This is a genomic window from Caulobacter sp. CCH9-E1, assembly GCF_001556515.1.
Lineage (GTDB): Bacteria > Pseudomonadota > Alphaproteobacteria > Caulobacterales > Caulobacteraceae > Caulobacter.
On record NZ_LSJA01000149.1, the window covers coordinates 1 to 25533 of the forward strand.

Sequence of the window (25533 nt, forward strand, 5' to 3'; positions counted from 1 at the left end):
CCTCTCCAGCTCCGAAAAGCTAGCATGGGTGTCCACTGAAACGAGGGAGGATCAGGCTACAACTTCTCGCGCCTGGACCGGAACGGCGAGAACGCCAGCACCGGCGCGCCCAACTACTTCAAGGGCAAGGACCACACCTGGTCGCATGAGCTGCGCCTGGGCGGTGATACGGGCAAGCTGAAGTGGGTGGTCGGCCTCTATCGCTTCACCGAGGATAACAACGTCGACTTCCGGGTCTTCCTGGCGACGAATTCGTACCTGTCGTTTATCCAGCCGGAAGTCACCGCCAAGTCGATCGCTGTGTTCGGCCAAGGCACCTACGAGGTCACCGACCGGTTCCGCGTGACGGGCGGCCTGCGCTATACCGAGGACCGCAAGGCGCGCGATGGCGGCACCTTCCTGACCAACTCCGCCGGCCAGATCACCAGCACGGTGATCAAGAACCTCGCCGACGCCAAGTGGGACGCCACCAACTGGAAGCTGGGCGCCGACTTCGACCTGACCAGCACCTCGATGCTCTACGCCAACGTGGCCACCGGCTATAAGGCTGGCGGCTACTACGACGGCGTCGCCAACAACGTCTATGCGCCGGAGAAGATCACCTCGTACGAGGCGGGCGTGAAGAACCGCTTCTTCGACAACCGCCTGCAGTTCAACGCGACGGGCTTCCTCTACGACTATCGCGACTTCCAGGTGTCGGCCGTCGGGATCATCGCGGGCCAGCAGGCCTCGGTGACGCTGAACGCCGACAAGGCCCGCGTCTATGGCGTCGAGTTCGAAAGCAACCTGGTCATCACTGAAAATGACCGGATCGATGCGACGCTGGGTTGGCTGCACGCCCGCTACACTGACTTCCTGCTGCCGTTGGGCGACTCGTTCTCCAACAATGCGGCGAACGCCAGCGTGGCTGGCTGCTACAAGGCCAACTTCACGGCCGCCGCGCCGCGGTCCACCGACTTCTCGGGCTGCCGCATGGCCCGCACGCCCGACTGGACGCTGAACGTCGGCTACCAGCACACCTGGGAGATCGCTTCGGGCGCCAAGGTCGTCGGCCGTGTCCAGACGCACTACGAAAGCAGCAAGAACCTCGAGTACCACGGCTTCGCCCAGAACAAGCAGGGCAGCTTCACCAAGACCGATCTCAGCCTGACCTACACCAGCGCCGACGATCGCTGGAACCTGCAGGGCTATGTCCGCAACCTCGAGGACGACGACGTGCGCACCGCTTCGTCGCCGAACTCGACGACGGGCCTCGCCACCAACGGCAACGGCGAGTTCTACGCCCCGCCGCGCACCTATGGCCTGCGCTTGGGGGTCAACTTCTAACCTTCCGACTGCCACCGCCCTCGGCGTCTCCTGCGCGCCGAGGGCGCTTTCTTGTTTCGCGCTTGGAGTTCAACGTGCTGGCTTTTCGACGTCTCCTGATCTCGACCGCCATTCTGGCCGCAACCGGCTCGGCGGCCCTTGCCGCCAACCAGCCGCAACTTGGCGTCCGGGGCGGCAAGACCATCACTGTCGACAGCCTGCGTTTCCGGGACCTCGACCGTGACGGCAAGCTTTCGCCGTTCGAGGACTGGCGCCTGTCGCCGGATCAGCGCGCGGCTGACCTCGTTGGACGCATGACGCTGGAGGAGAGGGCCGGCGAGATGATGCACGGCACCTTGCCGGCCGTCGGCGGCATGGTCCCGGGACGAGGGCAGGGTTACGACCTCGACAAGCTGAAGCCGCTGATCCTCGAGCGGCACATCACCACCTTCATCACCCGGCTCGCCGGCGATCCGGCCTGGCTGGCCGAGCAGAACAACGCCGTCCAGGCGATCGCCGAGCAGGGTCGCCTTGGCGTGCCCGCCACGATCAGCACGGACCCGCGCCATCACTTCCAATTCGTGGCCGGGGCTAGCGTCGCGGCCGGCGGCTTCTCGCAATGGCCCGAGGCGACGGGCCTCGCCGCGATCGGCGATGAGAGACTGGTTCGCCGCTTCGGCGAGATCGCCCGTCAGGAATATCGCGCGGTCGGCATCCATCAGGCCCTGTCCCCGATGGCCGACCTGGCCACAGAGCCCCGCTGGTCCCGGATCAGCGGCACGTTCGGCGAGGATCCGGATCTCGTCGGCCGCATGGTCAAGGCCTATGTCCAGGGCTTCCAGGGCGGCGAAACGAACCTCGCGCCGAACGGCGTCTCGGCGGTGGTCAAGCACTGGGTCGGCTACGGCGCCTCGGCCAAGGGTTTTGACGGCCACAACAGCTACGGCCGCTACGCCGTCTTCCCAGCGGGCCAGTTCGACCTGCACGTCAAGCCGTTTGATCAGGCCTTCGCCGCCGGTGTCGTCGGCGTGATGCCGACCTATGCGATCCTCAAGGACCTCTCCCTGGACGGCCAGCCGCTGGAACAGGTCGGCGCCGGCTTCTCCAAGCAGTTGCTGACCGATCAACTGCGGTCGAAACACGGCTTCAAGGGTGTTGTGATCTCCGACTGGGCGATCACCAACGACTGTGGCGAGACTTGTCGCAACGGCTTTCCCGACGGCCAGAAGCCCAGCTTCGCCGGCCTCTCGACCGCCTGGGGCGTCGAGGACCTAGCCAAGGTTGACCGGTACGCCAAGGGCGTGAACGCCGGTCTCGACCAGTTCGGCGGCGTCGAGGACACGGCCGAGCTGGTGGCGGCCGTCAAGACGGGCAAGATTCCCCAGGCGCGTATCGATGACGCCGCGCGTCGCATCCTCGCGATTAAGTTCCAGCAGGGCCTGTTCGAAAACCCCTATGTCGACCCCAAGGCCGCGACGGCCCTCGTCGGTTCTCAGACTTTCGTGGCCGAGGGGCGCGCGGCCCAGAGCGCGGCCCTGACCCTGCTGGAGAACAAGAACGGTCTGCTGCCGCTGAAGGGCGCCGGCGGGAAGGTCTGGCTGAAGGGCGTCTCGGCCGAGGCGGCGAAGGCCCAAGGCCTGGTTCCGGTCGACGATCTCGCCCAGGCCGAGCTGGCGATCATTCGCACGGCGACGCCGTTCGAGACCCTGCATCCGAACTTCACGTTCGGCAGTTTCCAGCACGAGGGCGACCTGTCGTTCAAGGACGGCGCGGCCGATTACGAGGCGATCAAGGCCGCCTCGGCCAAGGTCCCGACCATCGTCTCCGTCTATCTGGATCGCCCGGCGATCCTGACCAACGTGCGGGACAAGGCCGCCGCGCTGATCGGCGACTTCGGGTCCGGCGATGACGCCTTCCTCGACGCCGTGACGGGCAAGGCGCCGCCGCGCGGCAAGCTGCCGTTCGAGCTGCCCTCGTCGATGGCCGCCGTCGAGGTCCAGGCCGAGGACGCGCCGCATGACTCCAAGGGCCCCCTGTATCCGATCCGTTTCGGCCTGACCTACTAAGGACGACCGCCATGAACCGCTCCCTGATCGCCGCCGCCAGCCTCGCGGTGCTCGCCATCGCCACCGCCGCTCAGGCCCAGGCGCCCGCGCGGCCCTGGATGAACGCCAAGCTGTCGCCGGACGAGCGCGCGGCGCTGCTGGAAGGAGATGACGCTCGACGAGCGCATCGGCCTGCTGCACGGACCGATGTCCATGCCGATCTTCGGCATCAAGAAGCCCGAGGGCGCGATCGGCTCGGCTGGCTACATTCCGGGCATCCCGCGCCTGGGCGTGCCGGCTGTGAACGAGAGCGACGCCAGCCTTGGCGTAACCAATCCGCTGGGCGTGCGTCCTGGCGACGGGGCCACGGCGCTGCCGTCGGGCCTGTCGCTGGCGGCGACCTTCAACACCAAGCTAGCCTATGACGGCGGCGCGGTGGTCGGCCGCGAGGCGCGCGCCAAGGGCTTCAACGTCCAGCTGGCCGGCGGCGTCAATCTGGCCCGCGATCCGCGCAACGGCCGCAACTTCGAGTATCTGGGCGAGGATCCCTGGCTGGCTGGCAACCTGGCTGGGGCGTCGATCAAGGGCGTCCAGGACCAGGGGATCGTTTCGACGGTCAAGCACTTCTCGCTGAACGGTCAGGAGACCAAGCGTCACTTCGCCAACTCGGTCATCGACGAGGCCGCCCATCGCGAGAGCGACCTGCTGGCCTTCCAGATCGCCATCGAAAAGGGCCAGCCCGGCTCGGTGATGTGCGCCTACAACCTGGTCAATGGCGACTATAGCTGCGGAAATCCCCATCTGCTGAATGACGTGCTCAAGCGCGACTGGGGCTACAAGGGCTGGGTGATGTCGGACTGGGGCGCGGTCCACGCCACGGACTATATTCTTAAGGGGTTGGACCAGCAGTCGGGCGAGCAACTGGACGGAACCACCTGGTTCGGCGAACCGCTGAAAGTCGCCGTCCAGAAGGGCGAGGTTCCGGCCGCCCGAGTCTCCGACGCCGCCCGCCGCATTCTGCGCTCGATGTTCGCCGCCGGCCTGTTCGACAAGCCGGTCGAGCCAGGCGGCGCGATCGACTACGACGCCGGCGCCGCCGTCGCCCAGGCCGCCGCGGCCGAGGGGATCGTTCTGCTGAAGAACCGCGACGGCCTTCTGCCGCTCGCCAAGACCGCCAAGACGATCGCCGTGATCGGCGGTCACGCCGACGCGGGCGTGCTGTCGGGAGGCGGCTCGTCCCAGGTCGTGCCGCCCGGCGGCGCCAAGCGTTCCGTCCCGTTGGGCGGGGAGGGCATGATGGGGCCGTTCCGCAGCCAGGTCTTCAACGGCTCCTCGCCGCTGGCGGCGCTGCGCAAGGCGCTGCCCGAGGTCAAGGTGACCTTCGACGATGGCCGCTATGTCGCCTCCGCCGTCGCCGCCGCCAAGGCCGCCGACGTGGTCGTGGTCTTCGGCAACCAGTGGATGGGCGAGGGCGAGGACGCCCACGACCTGTCGCTGCCCGACGGCCAGGACGCCCTGATCGCGGCCGTCACCGCCGCCAATCCGAACGCGATCGTGGTGCTGCAGACCGGTGGTCCGGTGTCGATGCCCTGGCTCGACCAGGCCGGCGCGGTGGTCGAGGCCTGGTATGCGGGCGCGAAGGGCGGCGAGGCGATCGCCGACGTGCTGCTGGGGACGGTCAATCCGTCTGGCCGCCTGCCGCTGACCTTCCCGGCCTCGATCGATCAGTATCCCCGCGCGCAACTGCCGGGCCTGACCACTCCGGAGAAGACCAAGTTCGACGTGGTCTATTCCGAGGGCGCGGACGTCGGCTACCGCCGCTTCGCCGCCACTGGACAGAAGCCGCTCTTCCCGTTCGGCTACGGCCTCTCCTACACGAAGTTCGCCTATTCGAACCTGAAGGTGACCGGCGGCGAGACCCTGACGGTTAGCTTTGACGTCGCCAATGTCGGCCTGCGGCCCGGCAAGGACGCGCCGCAGGTCTATCTGACGGGCGCTGCGGGCAAGGCGCTGCAGCGATTGATCGGCTTCGAGAAGGTCGCCCTGGCGCCAGGCGAGATCCGCCGCGTCACCCTGACCGCTGATCCCCGCGTCCTGGCCAGCTTCGACGCCAAGGCCAACCGCTGGAGCTTGACGAGCGGGGACTATCAGGTCGCCGTGGGCGCCTCCTCGGCCGATCTCGCCCTGAAGGGCGCGGCCAAGGTCAAGGCGCGGACGCTGAAGCCGTAAACGGGAGGATACCGATGACCATCCGCACGCTCGCTCTCGCCGCCGCGTTCTCCACGGTCTGCGCCGGTCAGGCCTTGGCGGCCGACCCCACTGTGACCACCACCTTCGGCCCCGTCATCGGAGAGGCCGTGGCGGGCGTGGCGGCCTTCAAAGGCGTTCCCTTCGCGGCGCCGCCCGTGGGGCCGCTCCGCTGGCGCGCGCCTCAGCCACCCAAGGCCTGGACCGCGCCGCGCGACGCCAAGGCCTACGGCGCCGACTGCATGCAGAACCCGTTCCCGGGCGACGCCGCGCCGCTGGGTGTGAAGCCGGCGGAGGACTGCCTCTACGCCAACGTCTGGACGCCCGAGGCGGCGCTGAAGGACAAGGTCAAGCGGCCGGTCATGGTCTGGATCTACGGCGGCGGCTTCGTCAACGGCGGCAGTTCGCCGGCGGTCTATGCCGGCGATCGGTTCGCCCGCGACGGCGTGGTGCTGGTCAGCTTCAACTATCGGGTCGGCCGGTTTGGGTTCTTCGCCCATCCGGCCCTGACCGCAGCGCTCGCCGATGGCGGGATGCTGGGCAATTACGGGCTGATGGACCAGATCGCCGCCCTGACCTGGGTGCGCGACAACATCGCCGCCTTCGGGGGCGATCCGGCCAATGTCACGGTCTTCGGGGAGTCGGCCGGCGGCATGTCCGTCCACGCCCTGCTGACCGCGCCGCAGGCCAACGGGCTGTTCCACAAGGCGATCATCCAGTCGGGCGGCGGGCGTCCGCGCCTGCTGCCGACCTTGCCGCTGACCGCCCCCGCGGGCCAGCGTTCGGCCGAAGCGGCCGGCCTGGCCTTCGCGGCCAAGGCGGGCGTCTCCGGAACCGACGCGGCGGCGCTCGAGTCGCTGCGCGCCCTGCCGGCCAAGACGGTGGTGGACGGCCTCAACATGGCGACCTCCAATACGCCGACCTGGGGCGGCGGGCCCATGCTGGACGGCAAGCTTATGACCCGCGAGCCGCTTCAGGCCTACAAGGCCGGGGCCTGGGCGAAGATGCCGGTGATGGTCGGGGCGACCAACGCCGACGGCTTCTTCTTCGGCGGAAGCCGCGACCAGGTCTTCGCCCCGTTCGGCGCGCGCAGGGCCGAGGCCGAGGCTCTGTACGACCCCAAGGGCGACGGCGACATCAAGGTCTATGGCTGGGCCGCCGCCGGCGACCGCATGTTCATCGAGCCCGCCCGCGCGGTGGCGCGCGTGATGTCGGGGCAGGGCGCGCCCGTCTACCATTTCCGCTTCTCTTACGTGGCCGAAAGCATGAGGGGGCAATGGTGGGGCGCGCCGCACGCCACCGAGATTCCCTTTGTGTTCGACACCGTTGATGCTCGCTACGGCGCGGCGCTTACGCCCGCCGACGCGACGGCGGCCAAGGCGGCGCACGCCTACTGGGTCGGCTTCGCCAAGAGCAACGTCCCGAGCGCCTCGGGCCTTCCGGCTTGGCCGCGCTACGAGGCCGCGTCCGACCAGATCCTAGACTTCTCCGCTCGGGGCCCCAAGGCCGGGGCTGATCCGCGCAAGGCCCGTCTCGATCTGGTGGAGGCGACTACCCCATGACGATGATCACCGTCGATCCCGAGCAGGTTCGCCGTCTGCGCGACCTGCTGCCGGCGCTAACCAAGGCGCATCTGCAAGAAACCCTGGGCATCAGCGAGACGACATGGGTCCGCCTGCGCGACCGCCGTCCCATCCGCCAGTCCACCTACGAGCGCCTCATCAGGCGCTCGACCGTCGCCTCTCTGGAAAGGCGCTAAGGGACTTCAAATAGCGCGGCTTCGCCGTGGAGGCCGCTCCATGTCGCTGACTGGAAGAGGGGTATGTAACCTTCGCAGAGGGTCGAGGTTTCGGAGTTGCGCCAACGTCCGCTCTTGACGCTGAGCGTCAATCCAAGCCCTGCGGGCCTGCCGGTTCGGAACGCGCCGGCAGAGGTCCGCAGTAGCTCGCGCGTGGGCGGAAGAGGTCGTGGTCCTGGTACTGCTCCAGGGCATGAGCGATCCAGCCGACCATGCGGCCGACCGTCGAGACGGCCAGTTCCTCGCCCTTCAGCCCCAGAACCTTGCCGAGCAACACGGTCGGCACGATGAAGTCCGGCGCGGCGCCGGTCAGATCCTCGATGATGTCGGCGGCTGTCCGGAAGCGCCGCATCATCGGCGCGGGCGCATGTTGTTCCAGCGACGCGATCAGCGCTTGCGCCCGCGGATCCTTATCGGCGTAGAGGTAGCGGCCGAAGCCCGGAAGCGGCTCGCCGACGCGGAAGCGCGATAGGACAGCCTCCTTGGGATCGTCGGTCAGAAACTCCTCGACAAAGCGTGAGACGGTCTCGGCGCGGGCCATGTGCAGCCGGCGTCCGCGCCCCGCCACGAGGCCCGCCATGGCCGCGCCATAGGGCGTAACGCCGGTGTTGGCGGCGGCCCGCACCGCATAGGTGGTCGGATCCAGCTCGTGGTCAGCGGCCAGCACCAGGCAGCGGCGGATCATGTCGCCATAGGCCGGGGGCAGGCCGAGGTTGCGCGCCAGCACGACGTGGATCGGTCCGTGGTCGTGTGGAGAGCCGCCGCCCACCAGGGCGGCGAAGCAGCGGACGGCCTCGGCGCCCGTGCGAGCGTAGCCCTGTGGCGTCAGGTCGTGGGCGCGGGGGTTGGCGTGCTCCATCAGGCTGAGCAAGGCGATGGCGCGCGGTATGCGAGGCAGGCCGCCCAGCGCGGCGAGAACTTCATCATGGTTGGGCGGCAGGCGGGGCGTCGCCTCTGCGAAGGCGGTCGGCGCGTTCCAGAGCAGGCCGGCGACCTCCTCGATGGTCGCGGTCTCGGCCAGCTCGATGGCGGAGACGCCGCGATAGAACGGGCCCTTCGGGGTCATCAAGGTCACGGCGGTCGACCTGATCAGCCCGGCCGAGGGGTCGGCCGGGCGGCCGCGCTGCCGGGCTTGCTCGATGTCCGCGCGCCAGTAGCGCCGGCTCTTCGAGCCCGGCTGCTTCTCGGAGCGGATGCCCTTTCGGCTGACGTAGGCATAGAGCGTCGTGACGGTGACGCCCAGAACGTCGGCGGCCTCTTCGGCGGACATGAAAAGCGCGTCGTCATTCATATGGACGAATTTCGTACAGATTGACGAGTCATGTATCATTGGTCCCAATGCAAGTCACCGCATCAAGAAAGAACGCATTGACGAAAACTGTCAATGTAAAGCGCGGGGAGGGAATGACCATGAACGCTCGCTTCGGCTTGCTAGGATCGGCTTGTGTCCTGGCGCTTGGTTCGGGATCGGCCGTGATGGCTCAGACAACGCCCGACCCGGTCCAGATCGACGAGGTGGTGGTGACCGCCCAGAAGCGATCGGAGAACCTGCAGGACGTGCCGCTGACGCTGTCGGTGTTCGGCGACAAGCAGATCGAGCAGGCCCGCATCGTCCAGGTGCAGGATGTCGCCAACCGCACCCCGGGCCTGTCGTTCGACAACTTCCCAAGCAGCCAGCCGCGTCCGACCCTGCGCGGCATTGGCTCATCCGACCGCGGCGCGGCGGGCGACCCCTCGGTGTCGGTGTTCGTCGACGAGGTCTATTACGGCCGCCCGTCGGCGGTGGCTTTCGACGCGTTCGATGTCGAGCGGATCGAGGTGCTGAAAGGCCCGCAGGGCACGTTGCTGGGCAAGAACGTCGTCGGCGGCGCGGTGAGCGTCTTCAACAAGCGCCCGACCCTGGACGCCTTCCACGCCGGCGCGGCTGTGACGGTGGGCGACTATTCTCGCTTCGAGGCGGCCGGCTTCGTCAATGCGCCGGTTTCGGACAAGGCCGCCCTGCGTCTCAGCCTCAGCTCGCGCCAGCACGAGGGCTACGCCAAGAACGCCTTCGCCGGCGGCCGGGCCGAGGATCAGGACACCAAGAGCGGTCGCCTGCAGCTTCTTCTTCAGCCTACGGACAGCTTCACGGCGATCTTCGCCATCGACGGGACGCGCGACCGCATGAACAGCGACGCCCGGCACGTCGTGCAACTGGATCCCAGCGTCCCCGCCAGCGCGCTCTGGAAGATCAACGGCCAGCGCGACCAGTATTTCGCCGAGAACAACGGCCGCAACGATCGAGACACCTGGGGCGCGCGGGCGAACCTGTCGTGGGATCTGCCGATGGCCAGCCTGACCTACATCGGTTCGTACCGCGACCTCGTCTATCACTACGCCGAGGACTTCGACGGCGGTAATCCGACGATCTACGCCCTGAACTTCAAGGGCGGCCAGGACGAGAAGAGCCATTTCCAGAGCCACGAGCTCCGGCTCTCGGCCTTGCCGTCGTCCAAGCTGCGCTGGGTTGCCGGCGGCTACGCCTACAGCGGCGACACCGACCGGGTGGACACGCTGTTCGGCGACATCAAGTCCCGCCCGAGCCCGCCGGCCGTCTACGCCGCGCGCGACCGCTTCATCCAGGCCGCCAGCGTCAAGAGCTACGCCGTGTTCGGCGACGCCACCTGGCCGCTGACTGATCGGATCAACGTCTTCGGCGGCCTGCGCTATTCCAAGGACGACAAGGACTATGCGCTCAGCAACCAGGATTCCACGGCCCTGCTGCGCGCCTCGACCCGCTACGCGGTCAACGCCAGCCACGACTGGAGCAAGCTGACCTGGCGGATCGGCGGCGACGTCTCGCCCAGCGACGACGTCATGCTGTACGGGGTGATTTCGACCGGCTTTAAGAGCGGCGGCTTCCAGGACACCCCCTCGACCCCGACCTCGGCGGTGACGCCGTTCAACCCCGAGACCGCGACTCTGTACGAGCTGGGCGCCAAGACCCGATTACTGGACCGGCGCCTGACCTGGAACACCTCGATCTACCAGACCGACTACCAGGACCTGCAGGTGCGCAGCACGCGCGGCTTCGACACCATCACCACCAATGCCGGCAAGGCGCGAATCCGCGGGTTGGAGACGTCGTTGGACGCGCGCCTCGGCGACCATGTGCGCGTGGCGGCCAGCTACGCCTATACCGACGGCAAGTTCCTCAGCCTGTTCGATCGGGGCGCGGACCGCTCGGGCAATCGGATGACCCGCAGCCCGCGCCACAAGCTGACCCTGTCGCCCAGCTACGCCCGGCCGCTGGCCTCGGGCGCGCGGATCGAAGCGGCGATCGACGGCACGTTCGAGAGCAAGATCTACGACGACCTCGACAACAACGAGATCACCACCCGCAAGGCCCGCACCCTGATCGACGCGCGCCTCGTCTACGACAGCCCCGACGGCCGCTGGAACCTGTCGGTGTGGGGCAAGAACCTGACCGACCAGCTCTACAAGACCCATCAGGTCGTCTTCCAAGGCGCGAACCTGGCCATCTTCGCCCCGCCGCGTACGGTCGGCGCCACGCTGCGCTGGAACTACTGACGTGACGACGCGCGGCGAGGAGAGGGCGTGATGACGCTGGCGGTGCTGGGCTTTCTGATGGTGATCAGCTTCATGACGCTGATCATGACCCATCGTCTGTCGGCGATCACGGCCCTGATCATCGTGCCGATCGTCTTTGGCCTGTTGGCCGGCGCCGGTCCGCAGCTGGGCGGCATGATGGTCAAGGGCGTCACCCAGCTGGCGCCCACGGCCCTGATGCTGGCGTTCGCGGTCCTCTATTTCGGGATCATGATCGACGCGGGCCTGTTCGATCCGCTGGTGCGCTGGGTGCTGGCGATGGTCGGCGACGACCCCGCGCGGGTGACGGTGGGCACGGCGCTCCTGGCCATGGTCGTGTCGCTGGACGGCGACGGCGCCACCACGGCTCTGGTGACGATCTCGGCCCTCTTGCCGGTCTATCGGCGGTTGCGGCTGAACCCGCTGATCCTGGCGCTGCTGCTGGGGCTCAGCAACACCATCGTCAACCTGGTGCCTTGGGGCGGGCCGACCGCCCGGGCCGCCAGCGCCCTGCATCTGGAGCCGAGCGCGGTGTTCCTGCCGATGATCCCGGCCATGGTCGCCGGCCTAGCGGGGACCATGGCCCTGGCCTGGTGGCTTGGCGTCGGCGAGCGTAGGCGCCTGGGACGCCTCTCCCTCGAGCCGCTGGCGCCCGCAGCCGCCGACGCGCCGCTAATCGATACCGGCGAGACGGAGGCCAAGCGGCCTAAGCTGATCTGGTTCAACCTGGCCTTGACCTTGGCTCTGGTCGGCGGCCTCGTCACCGGCGCGGCGCCGCTGCCGGCCCTGATGATGGGCGCCTTCGCCATCGCCGTGATCGTCAACTACCCTGACATCGGCGTCCAGCGGACGAGGATCGCCGCCCACGCCAAGAATGTCCTGGGCGTGGTGTTGTTGATCTTCGCCGCCGGAGCCTTCACCGGCATCCTGTCGGGTACGGGCATGGTCAAGGCGATGGCCGACGCGACCCTGACGGCGATCCCGCCGCAACTGAGTCCGTATCTGGCGCCGATCTCCGCGCTGCTCAGCATGCCGATGACCTTCTTCATGTCGAACGACGCCTTCTATTTCGGCGTCCTGCCGGTGATCGCCGAGACCGCCGCCAAGTTCGGCGTGCCGGCCGAGGCCATCGCCCGCGCCTCGATCATCGGCCAGCCGGTCCACGGCCTCAGCCCCCTGATCGCCGCCATCTACCTCGTCACCGGTCTCCTGAAGGTCGAGGTCGGCGCGGCCCAGCGGTTCTCGCTGAAATGGGCCATCGCCGCGTCGCTGCTGTTGCTCATCGCCGGCCTGGTCACCGGCGCCTTCCCACTGAAGGCGGCCTGATGACCGCCTCCAATCCGAAAGAGTTCTCAATGAACGACGGCCGGTTCTCCGATGGCGGGGTCAAGGTGCTGGTGCCTTGCGGGGCGCTGGGGGCAGGGGTGCGGCCGGATGAGGTCGAGGCGGGCCTCGCGGCGGGCGCGCACGCCATCGCGCTCGACGCCGGCTCGACCGACAGCGGTCCAGCCTATCTCGGCACGGGAAAGTCCAAGTACAGCCGCGCGGCGGTCAAGCGCGACCTGTCGATCTTGATGGAGGCCCGCGACCGGGCGGGCATTCCGCTGCTGGTCGGCTCCTGCGGCACCTCCGGCTGCGACGAGGCCGTCGACTGGACGCTGGAGATCGTCCAGGAGGTCGCCGGCGAGCTCGGTCTGCGCCCCCGCATCGCCGTGCTCTACTCCGAGCAGGACAAGGCGACGCTGAAGGCCAAGAACGCCGCCGGCCAGGTGCGTGCGTTGCCGCCGCTGGGGCCATTGGACGACACGACGGTGGAGGCCTGCTCGCACATCGTCGCCCTGCTAGGCCCCGAGCCCTACATCTCGGCCCTGCAGGGCGGGGCCGAGATCGTGCTGGGCGGACGCACCACCGACACCGCCGTGCTGGCCGCCGTGCCGCTGATGCTGGGCGCGGCGGCGGGACCGGCCTGGCATGGCGCCAAGGTCGCCGAATGCGGCGGTCAGTGCACGGTCAATCCGATGAACCCCGGTGTCCTGTTATCGGTCGACGCCGAGGGGTTCGACATCGCGCCCCTGTCGCCCGACAATCGCTGCGAGCCGCGCACCGTGGCGGCCCACATGCTCTATGAGAACAGCGATCCGTTCCACCTCGTCGAGCCCGGCGGGGTGCTGGACGTGACGAGGTCGGACTATCAGGCGCTGGATGCGCGGACGGTGCGGGTCACCGGCTCGCGCTGGGAACGCAAGCCCTACACGATGAAACTGGAAGGCGCGGCGGGAGGACCCTTCCAGACGATCATGATCGTTGGCATCGAGGACCGAGCGGTGATGGCGGATCTCGACGGCTTCATGGCGCGCATGGACGAGGCGCTACGCGATCGCGTGCGCCGGACCATGGGAGAGGCGGCCGGAGACTACGACATCTCGTTGCGCGCCTATGGCTGGAACGCTGTTTCCGGCCAAGCTCGGCCGCCGGGCGCGCCGGCGCCCCTGGAGGTGGGCCTGCTGTTCGTGGCCACCGCCGCCACCCAGGCGCTTGCCACGCAGATCGCCAAGGTCTGCAACCCCTACTTCTTTCACTTCCCAGTGCGCCGGGACATCGAGCTGCCAAGCTACGCCTTTCCGTTCTCGCCAGCCGAGATCGAGCGCGGCCAGGTGTTCGAGTTCAAGCTCAACCACGTCGTGCAGACAGCCGATCCCTTCGAACTGGTCCGTATCCGCTGGGTTGGCGCCGGCGTCCAGGACAAGGAGGTCCGCGATGGTCAAGCTGCATGAGGTCTGCCGTCAGGTGCGTTCGAAGAACGCCGGCCCGTTCTGGGTGACGGTGGATCTGTTCTTTGACGGACCGGAGAACTACGCGCGCTACAAGGGCGCCGCCGGCCTTTCGGCTGACGCCGTGGCGAAGGTCTTCAGCGTCGATCCCGCGCTCGTGAAGCGGTTCGCGGTCGACAACCTGAGCGTCGTGAAGATCTCCTATCCTCGCAAGACCCCGCAGGGCGGAGCTGTGGAGCGCGACATGCACAGTGGTCAGCAATATGTCAGGCTTCTGGACACTCCGCTGAGCTAAGCCAGCAGATCGGTGGCCAAGCCGTAGACTTGGGGGGACGCAGATCGATACCTGGGCGTTGCCTGCCGATTCAGCGCGGTTGAAAGGCGCCACGCGCCTGCCTTGAACGGCGTGGTTCTGGAGGTCCGCCAATGGCAGCAATTGGCGCAAGACTAACGCAGTATGGGCGGAGTTCTGGTCATAGGCGGGCGACTCGCTCTTTGCCCTAATCGACTTGACGAACAGCACGCCTGGATCGGCCGCGCCGCGCAGTCCGCAATGAGTAGGCGGACCACCTCAATCAACGCCTGCAGGTCACTCCCAGCCTCCACCGAGCGCGAGGAAGAGGTCGATCTGCCGATCGACAAGGTTCGCACGCGCGGCCGATAGACTGGCCAGCGTCTGCGCATAGCTCGCCTGCGCCTGTAGAACGTCGAGAAATGGCGCGCGGCCGAAGCGCTGGAGTTTCTCTGCGTCGTCGCTGGCCTTTCCAGCCGCGGCGGCCGCCGACTCCAGAGCCTTCAGGTGCTCGCGGGCCCGTGCGTAGGCCGAGAGCGCGGTCTCCGTCTGCTGAAGGGCGAGAAGCACCGAGCCATCGAAGCTCGCCAGGGCGGCGTCGGCCTCGGCGCCGGCCTGATCGATGCGGGCGCGCACCGCTTTCCGGTTCGGGAACGTCCAGGACACCAACGGGCCCAGGCCGAAGCCGAATGTGGACGGCGCCAGCAGGTCTTTCATCGGACCCGCCGTTCCAGCTGACCCGCCGATGCTGACGCTCGGGTAGAGTTCCGCCGCCCTGACGCCGATCATCGTCGTGGCCCTCGCCAGATCGCGCTCGGCCATCCTGACGTCCGGACGGCGCTTGAGCAGCGTCACGCCATCGCCGATCGGGATGGGCCGCGCGACGGCGGGAACGTCGCCGCAGCCCTCCGCCTCCTTCGGATAGTCCGCGGGCGCGCGCCCCATCAGCGCCGCCAGTTCGAACAAGGCGGCTTGCTTTTCGGCCAGGATGCCGGGGATGGCCGCGTCGCTCGCGTAGGCGGCGGCGCGCGCGCGGTCGATGTCGAAGCGGGCGCCCCGGCCGCCCCTGGCCATACGGATCGCCGCGTCCAGGGTCGACTGCTGCACTTGCGCAATTTTACGGGCGGAGGCCAGCGCGGCGTTGGAGGCGCAGACCCGCGCGTAATTGCGCGTCACCGCAGCGGCGATCGCGACACGGACATGGTCACGCGCCGCCACGCTTGCCTCCGCTTGCGCGCTGGCCGCCGCGACGCCGCGACGAAGACCGCCGCCCAGATCAAGCGGATAGCTGAGATCAAACCCAAGCGCGTAGCTGAAGGAAGACGGCAGCGTCCCGGTCGGACCGGCGGTCCTCGCGCCGAGCGCCTGGCCGGACACGCCGGTGCTCAATGTCCGGCCGGCCTGAGCCTCGCGAACAATCGCGCTCGCCCGGCGCAGGTTCGCGTCCGCCGTCCTCAGGTCGGTATTCGCCGCCAGCGCCTCCTCGACATAGGAGTCGAGCCGTGGATCCTCATAGAGGCGCCACCAATGCGCCGGGACGTCCGCCTGGTTGGTCGCCGCTCCGCCTTTTCCCAGAAACGGCGCAGCGGCGACCACCTGCCGCGCAACGCCGGATCGCGGGACAGGGTCAGCGGGATGCGTCGCGCAGCCCGCCATCAGCAACGCCAGAAGGGGCGACAGGACGCGCCTCACGAGCGGATCCTCCCGGCGGCCTGAGCGGCGCGGCCGCGCGCAGGGATGATCTCCACGATCGCGCTCCGGCCGGCGATCAGTCTCGCGCCCGGTGGGGCGTGATCGATGCGAATGCGCACGGGGATGCGTTGGGCTAGCCTGACCCAGGAAAAGGTCGGCGCGATCCTCGGCAGGAGATTGCCCGTATCGTCTCGCTGATCATCGGCGATAGCGGCGGCCAAGCTTTCGACGTGGCCCGTGATCTCGACATCGTCGCCCAGCAACCGCACGCGGGCCCGATCGCCGACGCTCACCCGATGCAGCTTGGTCTCCTCGAAATAGCCCTCGACCCGTACCGACGAGGCGTCGACCAGCGCCATCGCCTGGGCGCCGGCCGCCAGATAGTCGCCGGGATGGATGTCAAGATTGGTGACGACGCCGCCGACGCTCGCACGGACCTCGCTCCGCTGCAGATCGACCACCGCCACGTTCCGTTCCGCAAGAGCGCGGGTCAGGGTCGCTTCGGAGGTTCTGACTTTCGCGGCGCTCTGTTCGCGCGCCTCCGTCGCGACGAGGTCGCCGAGCGCGACGTCGCGCGCGGCTTCCTTGCGGGCCTGCTCGAGTTGAGCCTGCGCTTCCGCGATCGCCGCCTGCGCGCGTTCGACCGCCGCTGCAAGCCGCGGCCGATCCAGCACGAGCAGGAGCTGCCCCGGCTGGACCGTCTGGTTGTCGCGGACCATGACCTGGGTCACCAAGCCGCCGACGTCGGTCGAGACCCGCACGATGTCCGCGCGCACTCGCCCGTCACGCGTCCAGGGGGTCTGCGCATCGCGCTTCCAGGCCTGCCAGGCGACGAGGGCGGCGGCCACGGCGAGGCAGAGGGTGACGGCGTAGCGACCGAGCAGCGATAGAACAGGCTTCATTGGAAGAGTCCGATGGAGGAAGCGGCCTGGACAAGCAGGCCGTAGAGGATGGCGAAGACGGCGAGCTCGACGAGAGGTCGGTAAGCAAAGAGGCGGGTCAGCCGGGCGTAGACGAGGAGACGGATGGCGGCGGTTGTCGCGGCCAGTGCGGCCAGGGCCAGGACCAGAAGGCCGGGGATGATGACGCCGCCAAGGTCGAGATCGGCGATCATCAGTGGCGCTCCGCGCCCGTCGGAACTTGGGGAGAAAGGGCGAGCCGAAGATCGATGAGCAGGTCGAGCAATCGCGCGCGCTCTGTGATCGCACTAGCGGCGATGCTCGCCATCAGCACTTCGGTTCGTTCGGCCAGGCGGTGCGTTTCGGCGGGATCGGGCCGCCACTTGGCGCCGAAGCGCTTCGCGATCGTCGAAAGAAGCGCGCGCGTTTCCTCGCCGATCTCGCCCTGGATGAACTGGACGGTCTTGCGAAGCTGGCCCGCGGCATGGCCGAGGCGAAGATGGCGTAAGGTCTCTTCGAGCGCGTCCTGGCCGGAATCTTGGGCTTGGCGCGACCTTGGCAGCAGCAGGGCCGCCCGGTCGACCATGAGGCTCGTCCAATGGGCCTCGTCCGAGCCCTCGCCCAGCGCGCGGCGTCCGACGTCCTGGCGGCTGAGCCGAAGAAGCCGATTGATCGCGGTGTCGACCCGCACCGTCTGGAGCAGCGTCATGCTGAGGACGGCGAAGCCGAGGGCCGCAAACAGCGCAATGGCGCTATTGACCGACGCCGCGAAGTCGCCGTGGTAGCTGGCGCCCAGTCCGACCAGGATCGGGATCGTCAGGGTGACGCCCATGGCCGCGTAAGCCGTCGCGGGGCGGGCTTGTAAAGATCCTGCGACCAGAAAGGCCGGCGCGAGCGCCGCGGCCAGAACGGTGAAGTCGCTGACGCGCGGGAGGATCACGAAGCTGTAGGTCAGGCTTATCGCCACGCCCCAGATCGAGCCCACCATATATTTGATCACGTTGGGCGCCGGCTTATCGACGTTTCCGAACAGGGCGCAGGTCACGCCCAGGAGCGAAACGGCCAGCCCCCCATCCGGCCAGGCCGACCAGATCCAGAAGGCGCATCCGACGAGAACGCCGGCCGCGGCTCCGAGCGCCGCGCGGGCGGCCATGACGGGGTCGCGATGGTAGACATAGCCCTTTGCTCTCCTGGACCGGTAGAGCGACATGACGCTTGGCGATCGGCCGGGCGTTGCGATGTCTCGATCCAGGCGATCACAGTCGCCGAGCAGTCCGATCAGTTCGACCAGATGCCCGGCGAGATTGACGGCGAGCCTGTCGCCGATCGTTGCGGCCTTGTCGCTAAGCTGAACCTGGAGCGATCGTGCGCGCTCGGTCAACGCGATCGCCGCCTCGTCCTCCTGTGCGGCCGCGATCCAGGCCCGGGCGTCCGCCACCAAGACCGCCAGCTCGTCCGGCGCTCTGCGGCCGCTTGCAGCCAAGGCCTCGACCCGTTGCTCGATATCGGCGGTGAGCGGCAGCAAACGCGCCAGCCGGTCATGGACCAATCGCAGCTTCCCAGCCTTCGGTGTCTCTGGCGCGGAGTCGTAAGGCAGCTGTGTCGCAAGTCCCTGCAGGAGGAGAAGGTCCGCGGCCAGCTGATGACGCGCCGAGCGGGTCTGCGCCGCGGGTGTTCCCGCGAGCGCGTCAGCCGCCAGCGTCCGTGCGTCGCGTAGGGCGAGCGCCAGCTTGCCGGTGAAGGCCCCGGTGATCGGTCTGGGTAGGACGAGGCGATGGATCAGGACGGCGCACAGGATGCCGAGAGCGATCTCCTGCACCCGCACGGACGCTATTTCGAACACCGCGCCTGGGTCGGCCACGCTTGGAAAGCCGATGAGGCTGGCCGTGTAACCGGCGAGGACGAAGGCGTAGGCTCGGGCTGTGCGGTCGAGCAACGAGAAGAACAGGCACAGCCCGATCCAGCCCGCGAGCGCCAGGCTGCACGCGAGCGGCGCGTTCACGAAAGTGGGGATGATCACAACGGTCGCCGCGGCGCCGACGAGCGTGCCAGCCAAACGATAGACGCCGCGGCTCAGCGAGGCGGCGGCCGAGGGCTGCGAGACGATGTAGACGGTGACGATAGCCCAATAGGGGCGGGGGAGGCCGATGCTGATCGCGATGTAATAGGACGCCATCGCCGCGGCGTAGCTCTTCGCCGAGAAGAGCATGGCGTCAGCATCCGCCTTGAAGTGGGGTGTCCGAAGGAGGGTTTCCACCGGCTTAGTCCAGGATAGGTCTGGTTTGGCTCGCGCCAGGCTTGAGGGCTCATCGAGGGTCATGGGTCATGTTGATAACGACTTGCAAAAAGCAATAAATTCGTTATCCAGCCAAAAAATCCCTGAATCTTGCCAGTGGCCTCGCGTGCGATCAGCCGTATCCGTCTTTGACCCCGACCTTGCCGTTGCGGTCGCCTCAGCCCATCGCCTCGATTTCGCCCAGCTCGCGGCGGAAGTGCCGATGCACGTGCATCGCAAGGGGCAGCTCATTCTCGCGCTGCGCGGAGCGGTCACCTGCACCGCGAATAACGAAATCTGGATCGTGCCGCCGAACTGCGGCGTGTGGATTCCTGGCGGCGTTTCGCACAGCGCTCGGGCGACCGCCAACGCCCGGCTCAACTACCTATTTGTCGAGCCAGGGGCCGCGCGACTTCCCGACAAGTGCTGCACCCTGTCCGTCTCCCCCTTGATCCGGGAGCTGGTCGATCGCCTCGCCCAGGAGCAGGCGGACTATTCGAGTGACAGTCATGCCGCTCGGCTGGCGCGGGTGACACTGGACGAACTGGCCGAAATGCCGCGTGAGCACTTGAATCTTCCTGTCTCCGCCGATCCGAAGATTCGGGCGATCGCCGACAGCCTGACGGTTGAACCCAGCGACCGCAGTACGCTCGCCCAATGGGCCGGGCGCGTGGCGATGAGCGAGCGCTCGCTCGCCCGCTTGATGATCCGCGAGACGGGCTTGACGTTCGGACGCTGGCGCCAACAGCTGCACCTCGTCATCGCCCTTCGCGAACTTGCTGGCGGGGCCGCGGTGCAGAACGTCGCGACAGAGTTAGGCTATGAATCGGTGAACGCCTTCATCACCATGTTCAAGAAAGCCTTGGGCCGCACGCCCGCACAGTATTTCGGGAGAGGCCGGTCGGCCGCCGAAGGACGCTGAGATCTGACGATCGAAGGTCCGGAGCGCTCTTTTGTCAGCTATTGGCGCCGCTCAGCCTCTGAACCAGACGCTTGATTGGCGCGCCGCCGCCAGGGATGGCGGCGCAGCTACTGTGACGCTGGAATCCCGGACACAAGGCGCAGCCCGGGTCCTCGGCGGTGCTGCTGATGGCGAAGCTAGGTCGGCGGTTAGCATCGGCAAGGCCCTTCCTGCGCGTGTATCGACGATGCTGATCCCATCGCGGCGGTCGTTGATCGATGGCGCGCGGGAGGGCAGGCGCGCGTTGATCGCCGCGGCGTATGCCCCTATCCACCTCCTATGCGGAAATCAGACTCCCAGGAAACTTCGCCGCGTTCGGCGGCGCGCCGTGATCCCAACGTCACGATCGGCGCCTTGCGCGCGTTCATTCAGGCCTTCGAGCACGGCAGCTTCTCGAAGGCGGCCCAGAGTCTCGGGGTCTCGCAGCCCAATATTTCCAACCAGGTCAGCGCCCTGGAGCAGGCGCTGGGGGCCCGGCTGATGAATCGGCGCGGCGCCGCGCTCTCGCTGACCGACATTGGCCGGGAGGTCTTCGTTCGCGCCCGCCTGGCTCTGGCCAAGGTCGCCGAGATCGAGGATATCGCCCAGGAGTTCCGCGCGCTGCGCCAGGGGCGCCTTACGGTCGGTTTTTCGAGCCCCTCCTTGGCCATTCCGGTGCTAGGGCGCTTTCGCCAAGTGTATCCGGAGGTCGAGCTTTCGACGGCCAGCGGCAATTCCGAGTATCTGCGCCAGGAACTGCTGGAGTGTCAGATCGACCTTGCGCTCTGCTCGCTGCTGGAACCCGACGCTCAGCTGGAATGCCAGCGGCTGGAGAATCTCGATCTGCAGCTGATCCTGCCGCGCGACGATCCCCGCTACGCCTCCGGTGTGGCCCAGCTTCGCGACGTGGCGCAGGAGCCCTTGGTGTTTCGCGAGGCCGGCTCGGTCACCCGGGCCCTGACCGAGGCCGCCTTGGCCCCCTACCGGCAGTGGGCCGGCCCGGCTCTCACCGTCACAGGCACCACGGCGGTCCGCTCCGCGGTGGCCGCGGGCCTGGGTCTCGCTCTCGTGTTTCGGGGTGAGGCCGACGACGATCGACGCCTGCGCACCGTCACCTTGGACGACGGCGGCCACCGCGCGGGCTTCTATCTCGTGACCCTGCCCGAGAACCTGCAAATTCCGTCGGTGGAGGCGTTCATCGCACTGGCCCAAAGCCAAAAATGATAATCGTCATGTAAACATCATTCCAAGGTGATATTGAGCGGTCATGAACGTGCTGCTCGTCACCTTGGATCAGTTCCGCGGCGATTGCCTGTCCTGCGCCGGTCACCCCGTGGTGCGGACACCCAATCTCGACCGCTTGGCGGCGGAGGGCCTCCGCTTGGCCCGGCACTACAGCCAGGCCGCGCCCTGCGGGCCAGGCCGGGCCAGCCTCTATACCGGCCTCTACCAGATGAACCATCGGGTGGTGGCGAACGGCACGCCGCTGGACCGGCGGTTTGACAATGTCGCCAAGGCGGCGCGACGCGCGGGCTATGTCCCCGCCCTGTTCGGCTACACCGATCAAAGCATCGACCCGCGGGACGCCGCCGGTGCGGACGACCCGCGCCTCAGTCGCTACGACGAGGTTCTGCCGGGCTTCGACCCCGTTCTCCATACCAGTCCCGCGCGTCCGGAACCCTGGATCCGCTGGCTGCGCGACCAGGGCTTTGAGGTCCCCAACGATGGCATGGCGGCGCTAGCCTCCGAGGGCGAGCGGCCCGAGACGGCCAGCTACGCGACCTTCCTGACCGACCAGTTCCTGGGCTGGCTGGACCGGCAGGACGGGCCTTGGTTCGCTCATCTGAGCCATTTCCGGCCGCACGAGCCGTTCGCCGCCGCCGGCCGCTTTGGCGACCTTTATCGCCCCGGGGAGGCGCCGCCGCCCATCGCGCCCAGCGCCGAGCGGCACTGGCTGCACGCGGCCTTGATGGCGCATCCGCGCCTGGCCGCCCCTACCGATCCGGACGCGCTGGCGCGCATGCAGGCGCAGTATTTCGGCATGGTCAGCGAGGTTGATCACCAGCTTGGCCGCGTCTGGGCGGCCCTGGAGGCGCGCGGGTGGTGGGACGACACTCTGATCATCGTCACGTCCGACCACGGCGAGCAATTGGGCGATCACGGCCTGATCCAGAAGCTCGGCTTCTTCGAGGGCAGCTTCCATATCCTGGGCATCGCGCGCGACCCGCGCCCCGGTAAGGCGCGCGGCGCGACCGTCGAGTGTTTCACCGAGAATGTCGACTGGTTCCCGACCCTGTGCGAGGCCCTCGGTCAGCCCGTCCCGGCGCAGTGCGACGGCCTTCCCCTGACCCCTTTCCTCGACGGCCAGGACGCCCCGTCCTGGTGGCGGAGCGCGGCTCACTGGGAGTTCGATTGGCGCTTCAACTTTCTGCGCGCCCACGCCCACGGCTGGCCGCGCGATCGCCTGCTGCAGCGCCAGACCCTGGCCGTCCATCGCACAGCCGGCGCGGCCTATGTGCATTTCGGCGACGGCTCGTCGCTGGCCTTCGATCTCGCCGCCGACCCGACTTGGCGCACGCTCCTGCCGGATCCAGCCGCCCGCCTGGCGCTGGCGGAAGGCCTGCTGCAATGGCGCGCCGAGCATCTGGATCGGACCTTGACCGACATGCTGGTCGAGGACGGCGGCGTCGGGCGCTGGCCGCCGACGCAAGACTAGTCACCCCGAAAAGGAAAACTCGACCATGACCCAGACGGAACGCGCCCCCGTGACTCATTTCGACACGATCGAAGCGCTGGAGGCCTTCCTGGAGGAGACCGCCGCCATGCCGATGCAGGAGCCTGGCCTTTACGAGCTCGAGCACGGCCTGCAATGCGCGGCGGAGCTCGAGATGTCCGCGCCGGACGATGTCGAGCTGCAGGTCGCGGGTCTGGTGCATGACGTCTGCCACGGCCAGTGCCACATTCGTATCCACGACGAGGTCGGCGGCGAGGCCGTGCGCGGCGTGCTGGGCGATCGGGTGGCCGATCTCGTCAAGCTGCATGTGATCGCCAAGCGCTATCTGGTCACCAAGCAGCAGGACTATGCCGGCGTGCTGTCGCCGGTCAGCGTCCAGACCCTGGCGCTGCAAGGCGGCCCTCTGACGGCCGAGGAGGTCGCCGCGTTCGAGGCCGACCCGCTGGCCACCGACGCCATCCTGCTGCGCAAGGCCGACGACGCGGCCAAGACGCCCGGTCGGGTGGTGCCGGGCCTGGACTACTGGCGCCCGCGCCTGCGGCAAGTGGCGGCCCTGCGCGGATGACCACGCTGGTCTCCATCCCGCTCGATGACGCCCGGATCGGGGTTCGCGGCGCGCTGGGCGCGCGTCGCGACAAGGGCGGCCTGCTGCCGTCGCGCCTTCCCGACTGGGCGCAAGCGCGGTCGCCAAGCCCGGCCTTCGCGCTGATGGCGGGGATGACCAGCGGCGTGCGGCTCGACTTCGCGACCACCTCAACGGTCTGGGAGGTCGACCTCCTGGAGACCGGTCTTCGGTTCGACGGCGAGCCTCGGCGTCCCGTGATCGTGGACGTGGTCAGCAACGGCGTGCTGATGTCCCGCGCGCTGGGACAGGGGCATACGATCGTGGTCGGGGAGGAGACGACGCGGTTTGATCCCGGCGTTCCCCAGACGCTCCGGTTCGATCTGGGGCCCGGCGAGAAGCGGGTTCAGGCGTGGCTGCCCCAGGCGGCGATCACCGAGGTGCTCGGCTTTCGCCTGGACAGCGGCGCCGACTTCCTGGCCCCGCCGCAGGGCGCGCGGCGCTGGGCGCATTATGGCAGCTCTCTTAGTCATGGCATGGAGGCCGCCGGACCGGCGCGGACCTGGCCCGCCCTGGTCGCCCGCCGCGCGGGCCTGGATCTCCTGAACCTGGGCCTGGCCGGCGAATGCCATCTGGACGGCTTCATGGCCCGCGTGCTTGGCGAGGCGTCGGCCGACCTGATCAGCCTCGAGCTCGGGATCAATGTCGTCTCCATCGACACCCTGCGCCAGAGGACATTTCCGAGCGCGGTTCACACCTTTCTAGACGTTCTGCGCGGCGCGGCGCCGAACGCGCCAGTGCTGGTCATCTCGCCGTTCCACTGTCCGCCGCTGGAGGACGCGCCCGGCCCCTTGCGCCGCGTCGCCGGCGACTATCAGCGCCAGGCGCGTCCGCACGCCCGGGCCGACGGCGCCCTGACCGCCGTCGATGTCCGGCGCATTCTTCAGGAGGTCGTGGCTCAGCGCCGGGCGGAGGGCGATACGGCGCTGGCCATTATCGACGGGTCGACGCTGTTTTCGGCCGAAGACGCGGGCGATCTGGCCGACGCCGTGCATCCCAACGCCCGGGGACACGAGACCATGGCCGAGCGGTTCTTCGACGCGGCGTTCCAGAACGGCTTGTTCTCGGGTCGAGACGGAGACTCGTGATGACCGGGCGGCGCTTGCGGCGCCTGAGCTGGGTCCAGCTGGCGGCGCTGTCGGCGCCCGCCTTCGTCGCCACCGGCTACCTCGTCCCCATGGCGGTGTTCATGCCCGCCTTTCTGAGCGAGCATGTCGGGCTGTCCCTGACCGCCGTCGGCTCGATCCTGCTGATCGGCCGACTGTGGGACGTGTTCAACGATCCGATCATGGGCGCGCTCACGGACGCGACCCAAACGCCCATCGGGCGGCGGCGGCCCTGGATCCTGGCGGGCGCGCCGCTGGCGTTGCTGGCCACCTGGGCCCTCTATTTCGCCAAGCCGGGCATGTCCGCCGCCTCGGTGACGGCGTGGATGATCGTCCTGTTCGCGGGATGGACAATGGTCGTCGTGGCGCATGGGGCCTGGGGCGCCGAGCTGTCGGACAGCTATGACGAGCGCTCCAGGATCTTCGGCGCCAAGACCATGGCCGTGGCCCTTTCCCTGCCCGTGTTCGTCCTGGGGCCGGCGATCCTAGAGCGGACCGGCGCGGCGTCCCCGGCCAGTCAGATGGCGCTGATGGGCCTGACGGTGATCACCACCCTGCCGCTGGCCGTCGCGGCGCTGATCGTCCTCACTCCCGAGACCAAGGCGTGGCCCGTGCCGCTCAGCTGGCGCGCCCTGGCCGAGGCGTTCGGCCTGATCTTCACCCGGCGCGCCTTCGCCATGATCTCGCTGGTCTATTTCCTGGTCGGCGCGGCGGAAGCAGCGGGCGCCAGCGTGTTCATGTTCCTGGTGCGGGACGCCTTGGAGCTGCCAAACTGGACCGCGTCCTTCCTCGTCGTTCAAGCGCTTTGCTGCCTGGTCTCCCTGCCTGTTTGGCTGCGGGTGTCCAGGCGCACCGACAAGCGGCGGGCGCTGTGGGGCGTGTTCGTCCTGATGGCCGTAGTCGCGCCGATCCCGCTGTTCCTGCCCGTCGGCGGCGTCGCCGCCTTCGCCGCCTATTCGGCCGCCAAGGGCCTGACCTGGGGCGCCGAATACACGCTTCTGCGCTCGATCGTCGCCGATCTCGTCGCCGAGGAGGAGGACCAGGGGCGCGGGGCGCGCGCGGGCGTCTTCTACGCGTCGTTCAACCTGACGTATGGCGTAGCCCAGGCGCTGGGTGGGGCGCTGGCGCTCTGGGCTCTGGCGGCGATGGGATTTCGAGCGGGAGAAGGCGCCGGCGCCCCACCCAGCGCCTGGGCTACGCCATACGTCAGGTTGAACGA

General features: G+C 68.2%; 18 protein-coding genes and 2 pseudogenes. 15 read left to right on the forward strand and 5 right to left on the reverse strand.

Going from position 1 to position 25533, the window contains the following annotated elements; all coding sequences use genetic code 11:
* Positions 1-66: 66 nt before the first annotated feature.
* The 5 genes and pseudogenes from AX690_RS09765 to AX690_RS09785 all read left to right on the forward strand — a co-directional run.
* Positions 67-1326, forward strand: a pseudogene (locus AX690_RS09765) (TonB-dependent receptor); the annotation flags it as partial.
* Positions 1327-1400: 74 nt separating this feature from the next.
* On the forward strand, positions 1401-3371 hold the full coding sequence (locus AX690_RS09770) for a glycoside hydrolase family 3 protein (protein ID WP_156449620.1): 1971 nt from the start codon (positions 1401-1403) through the stop codon (positions 3369-3371).
* A gap of 11 nt (positions 3372-3382) precedes the next feature.
* Positions 3383-5579: pseudogene (locus AX690_RS09775) on the forward strand (beta-glucosidase).
* A gap of 14 nt (positions 5580-5593) precedes the next feature.
* On the forward strand, positions 5594-7159 hold the full coding sequence (locus AX690_RS09780; RefSeq protein ID WP_066684001.1) for a carboxylesterase/lipase family protein: 1566 nt from the start codon (positions 5594-5596) through the stop codon (positions 7157-7159).
* On the forward strand, positions 7156-7356 hold the full coding sequence (locus AX690_RS09785; RefSeq protein WP_066684003.1) for a hypothetical protein: 201 nt from the start codon (positions 7156-7158) through the stop codon (positions 7354-7356). The genes AX690_RS09780 and AX690_RS09785 overlap by 4 nt, the downstream gene beginning before the upstream one ends.
* A gap of 127 nt (positions 7357-7483) precedes the next feature.
* On the opposite strand, the gene AX690_RS09790 is transcribed toward AX690_RS09785, so the two are convergent.
* Positions 7484-8665 (reverse strand): citrate synthase family protein, encoded by a 1182-nt coding sequence (locus tag AX690_RS09790; protein WP_197426828.1) that lies wholly within the window; start codon positions 8663-8665, stop codon positions 7484-7486.
* A gap of 140 nt (positions 8666-8805) precedes the next feature.
* Here AX690_RS09790 and AX690_RS09795 point away from each other — a divergent pair, with 140 nt between their 5' ends.
* From AX690_RS09795 to AX690_RS09810, 4 genes are read left to right on the forward strand one after another with little or no spacing between them, the layout of a single operon-like run.
* A complete protein-coding gene (locus AX690_RS09795) occupies positions 8806-10965 on the forward strand; it encodes a TonB-dependent receptor (protein WP_197426829.1) in 2160 nt (719 codons plus the stop codon).
* A gap of 30 nt (positions 10966-10995) precedes the next feature.
* Positions 10996-12309 carry a CitMHS family transporter gene (locus tag AX690_RS09800; RefSeq protein ID WP_066684012.1) on the forward strand — a complete coding sequence of 438 codons (1314 nt, stop codon included), beginning with the start codon at positions 10996-10998 and terminating at the stop codon, positions 12307-12309.
* On the forward strand, positions 12309-13757 hold the full coding sequence (locus AX690_RS09805; RefSeq protein WP_156449622.1) for an acyclic terpene utilization AtuA family protein: 1449 nt from the start codon (positions 12309-12311) through the stop codon (positions 13755-13757). The genes AX690_RS09800 and AX690_RS09805 overlap by 1 nt, the downstream gene beginning before the upstream one ends.
* Positions 13741-14049 carry a DUF4387 domain-containing protein gene (locus tag AX690_RS09810; protein WP_066684014.1) on the forward strand — a complete coding sequence of 103 codons (309 nt, stop codon included), beginning with the start codon at positions 13741-13743 and terminating at the stop codon, positions 14047-14049. Before AX690_RS09805 ends, AX690_RS09810 begins: the two co-directional genes overlap by 17 nt.
* A gap of 294 nt (positions 14050-14343) precedes the next feature.
* Here AX690_RS09810 and AX690_RS09815 read toward each other — a convergent pair whose 3' ends face one another.
* Genes AX690_RS09815 through AX690_RS09830 form a run of 4 tightly spaced genes read right to left on the reverse strand, consistent with a single transcriptional unit; the run spans position 14344 to position 18894 of the window.
* Positions 14344-15738 (reverse strand): efflux transporter outer membrane subunit, encoded by a 1395-nt coding sequence (locus AX690_RS09815; RefSeq protein ID WP_197426830.1) that lies wholly within the window; start codon positions 15736-15738, stop codon positions 14344-14346.
* Positions 15735-16586: an efflux RND transporter periplasmic adaptor subunit gene (locus tag AX690_RS09820; protein ID WP_231732163.1), complete on the reverse strand. Its 852-nt coding sequence runs from the start codon at positions 16584-16586 to the stop codon at positions 15735-15737. The genes AX690_RS09815 and AX690_RS09820 overlap by 4 nt, the downstream gene beginning before the upstream one ends.
* Before the next feature lie 50 nt (positions 16587-16636).
* Positions 16637-16852: a DUF1656 domain-containing protein gene (locus AX690_RS09825; protein WP_066684020.1), complete on the reverse strand. Its 216-nt coding sequence runs from the start codon at positions 16850-16852 to the stop codon at positions 16637-16639.
* The gene (locus AX690_RS09830; RefSeq protein ID WP_197426831.1) at positions 16852-18894 is read right to left on the reverse strand and encodes an FUSC family protein; all 2043 of its coding nucleotides are present in this window, start codon (positions 18892-18894) and stop codon (positions 16852-16854) included. The genes AX690_RS09825 and AX690_RS09830 overlap by 1 nt, the downstream gene beginning before the upstream one ends.
* A 61-nt stretch (positions 18895-18955) precedes the next feature.
* Here AX690_RS09830 and AX690_RS09835 point away from each other — a divergent pair, with 61 nt between their 5' ends.
* The 6 genes from AX690_RS09835 to AX690_RS09860 form a co-directional block, all read left to right on the forward strand.
* Complete coding sequence (locus tag AX690_RS09835) at positions 18956-19834, forward strand: helix-turn-helix domain-containing protein (RefSeq protein WP_082769597.1); 879 nt, start codon at positions 18956-18958, stop codon at positions 19832-19834.
* A 393-nt stretch (positions 19835-20227) separates the two neighbouring features.
* Positions 20228-21076: a LysR family transcriptional regulator gene (locus tag AX690_RS09840; RefSeq protein WP_197426832.1), complete on the forward strand. Its 849-nt coding sequence runs from the start codon at positions 20228-20230 to the stop codon at positions 21074-21076.
* Between the two features lie 43 nt (positions 21077-21119).
* Positions 21120-22568 (forward strand): sulfatase-like hydrolase/transferase, encoded by a 1449-nt coding sequence (locus AX690_RS09845; protein ID WP_066684028.1) that lies wholly within the window; start codon positions 21120-21122, stop codon positions 22566-22568.
* Positions 22569-22593: 25 nt separating this feature from the next.
* Entirely contained in the window at positions 22594-23151 is a 558-nt protein-coding gene (locus AX690_RS09850; RefSeq protein WP_066684030.1) for an HD domain-containing protein, read from the forward strand.
* Positions 23148-24296, forward strand: coding sequence for a GDSL-type esterase/lipase family protein (locus tag AX690_RS09855; RefSeq protein WP_066684032.1), 1149 nt, complete (start codon positions 23148-23150; stop codon positions 24294-24296). Before AX690_RS09850 ends, AX690_RS09855 begins: the two co-directional genes overlap by 4 nt.
* A partial coding sequence (locus AX690_RS09860; RefSeq protein WP_066730355.1) for an MFS transporter occupies positions 24296-25533 on the forward strand: 1238 nt, incomplete at its 3' end. The genes AX690_RS09855 and AX690_RS09860, both read left to right, overlap by 1 nt.

Excerpts from the sequence above, each read along its gene's own strand:
- AX690_RS09780 (WP_066684001.1), top strand. The coding sequence starts at position 5,594 with ATGACCATCCGCACGCTCGCTCTCGCCGCCGCGTTCTCCACGGTCTGC.
- AX690_RS09785 (WP_066684003.1), top strand. The coding sequence starts at position 7,156 with ATGACGATGATCACCGTCGATCCCGAGCAGGTTCGCCGTCTGCGCGAC.
- AX690_RS09790 (WP_197426828.1), bottom strand. The coding sequence starts at position 8,665 with ATGTCCGCCGAAGAGGCCGCCGACGTTCTGGGCGTCACCGTCACGACG.
- AX690_RS09795 (WP_197426829.1), top strand. The coding sequence starts at position 8,806 with ATGAACGCTCGCTTCGGCTTGCTAGGATCGGCTTGTGTCCTGGCGCTT.
- AX690_RS09800 (WP_066684012.1), top strand. The coding sequence starts at position 10,996 with ATGACGCTGGCGGTGCTGGGCTTTCTGATGGTGATCAGCTTCATGACG.
- AX690_RS09805 (WP_156449622.1), top strand. The coding sequence starts at position 12,309 with ATGACCGCCTCCAATCCGAAAGAGTTCTCAATGAACGACGGCCGGTTC.
- AX690_RS09810 (WP_066684014.1), top strand. The coding sequence starts at position 13,741 with ATGGTCAAGCTGCATGAGGTCTGCCGTCAGGTGCGTTCGAAGAACGCC.
- AX690_RS09825 (WP_066684020.1), bottom strand. The coding sequence starts at position 16,852 with ATGATCGCCGATCTCGACCTTGGCGGCGTCATCATCCCCGGCCTTCTG.
- AX690_RS09835 (WP_082769597.1), top strand. The coding sequence starts at position 18,956 with ATGGGTCATGTTGATAACGACTTGCAAAAAGCAATAAATTCGTTATCC.
- AX690_RS09845 (WP_066684028.1), top strand. The coding sequence starts at position 21,120 with ATGAACGTGCTGCTCGTCACCTTGGATCAGTTCCGCGGCGATTGCCTG.
- AX690_RS09850 (WP_066684030.1), top strand. The coding sequence starts at position 22,594 with ATGACCCAGACGGAACGCGCCCCCGTGACTCATTTCGACACGATCGAA.
- AX690_RS09855 (WP_066684032.1), top strand. The coding sequence starts at position 23,148 with ATGACCACGCTGGTCTCCATCCCGCTCGATGACGCCCGGATCGGGGTT.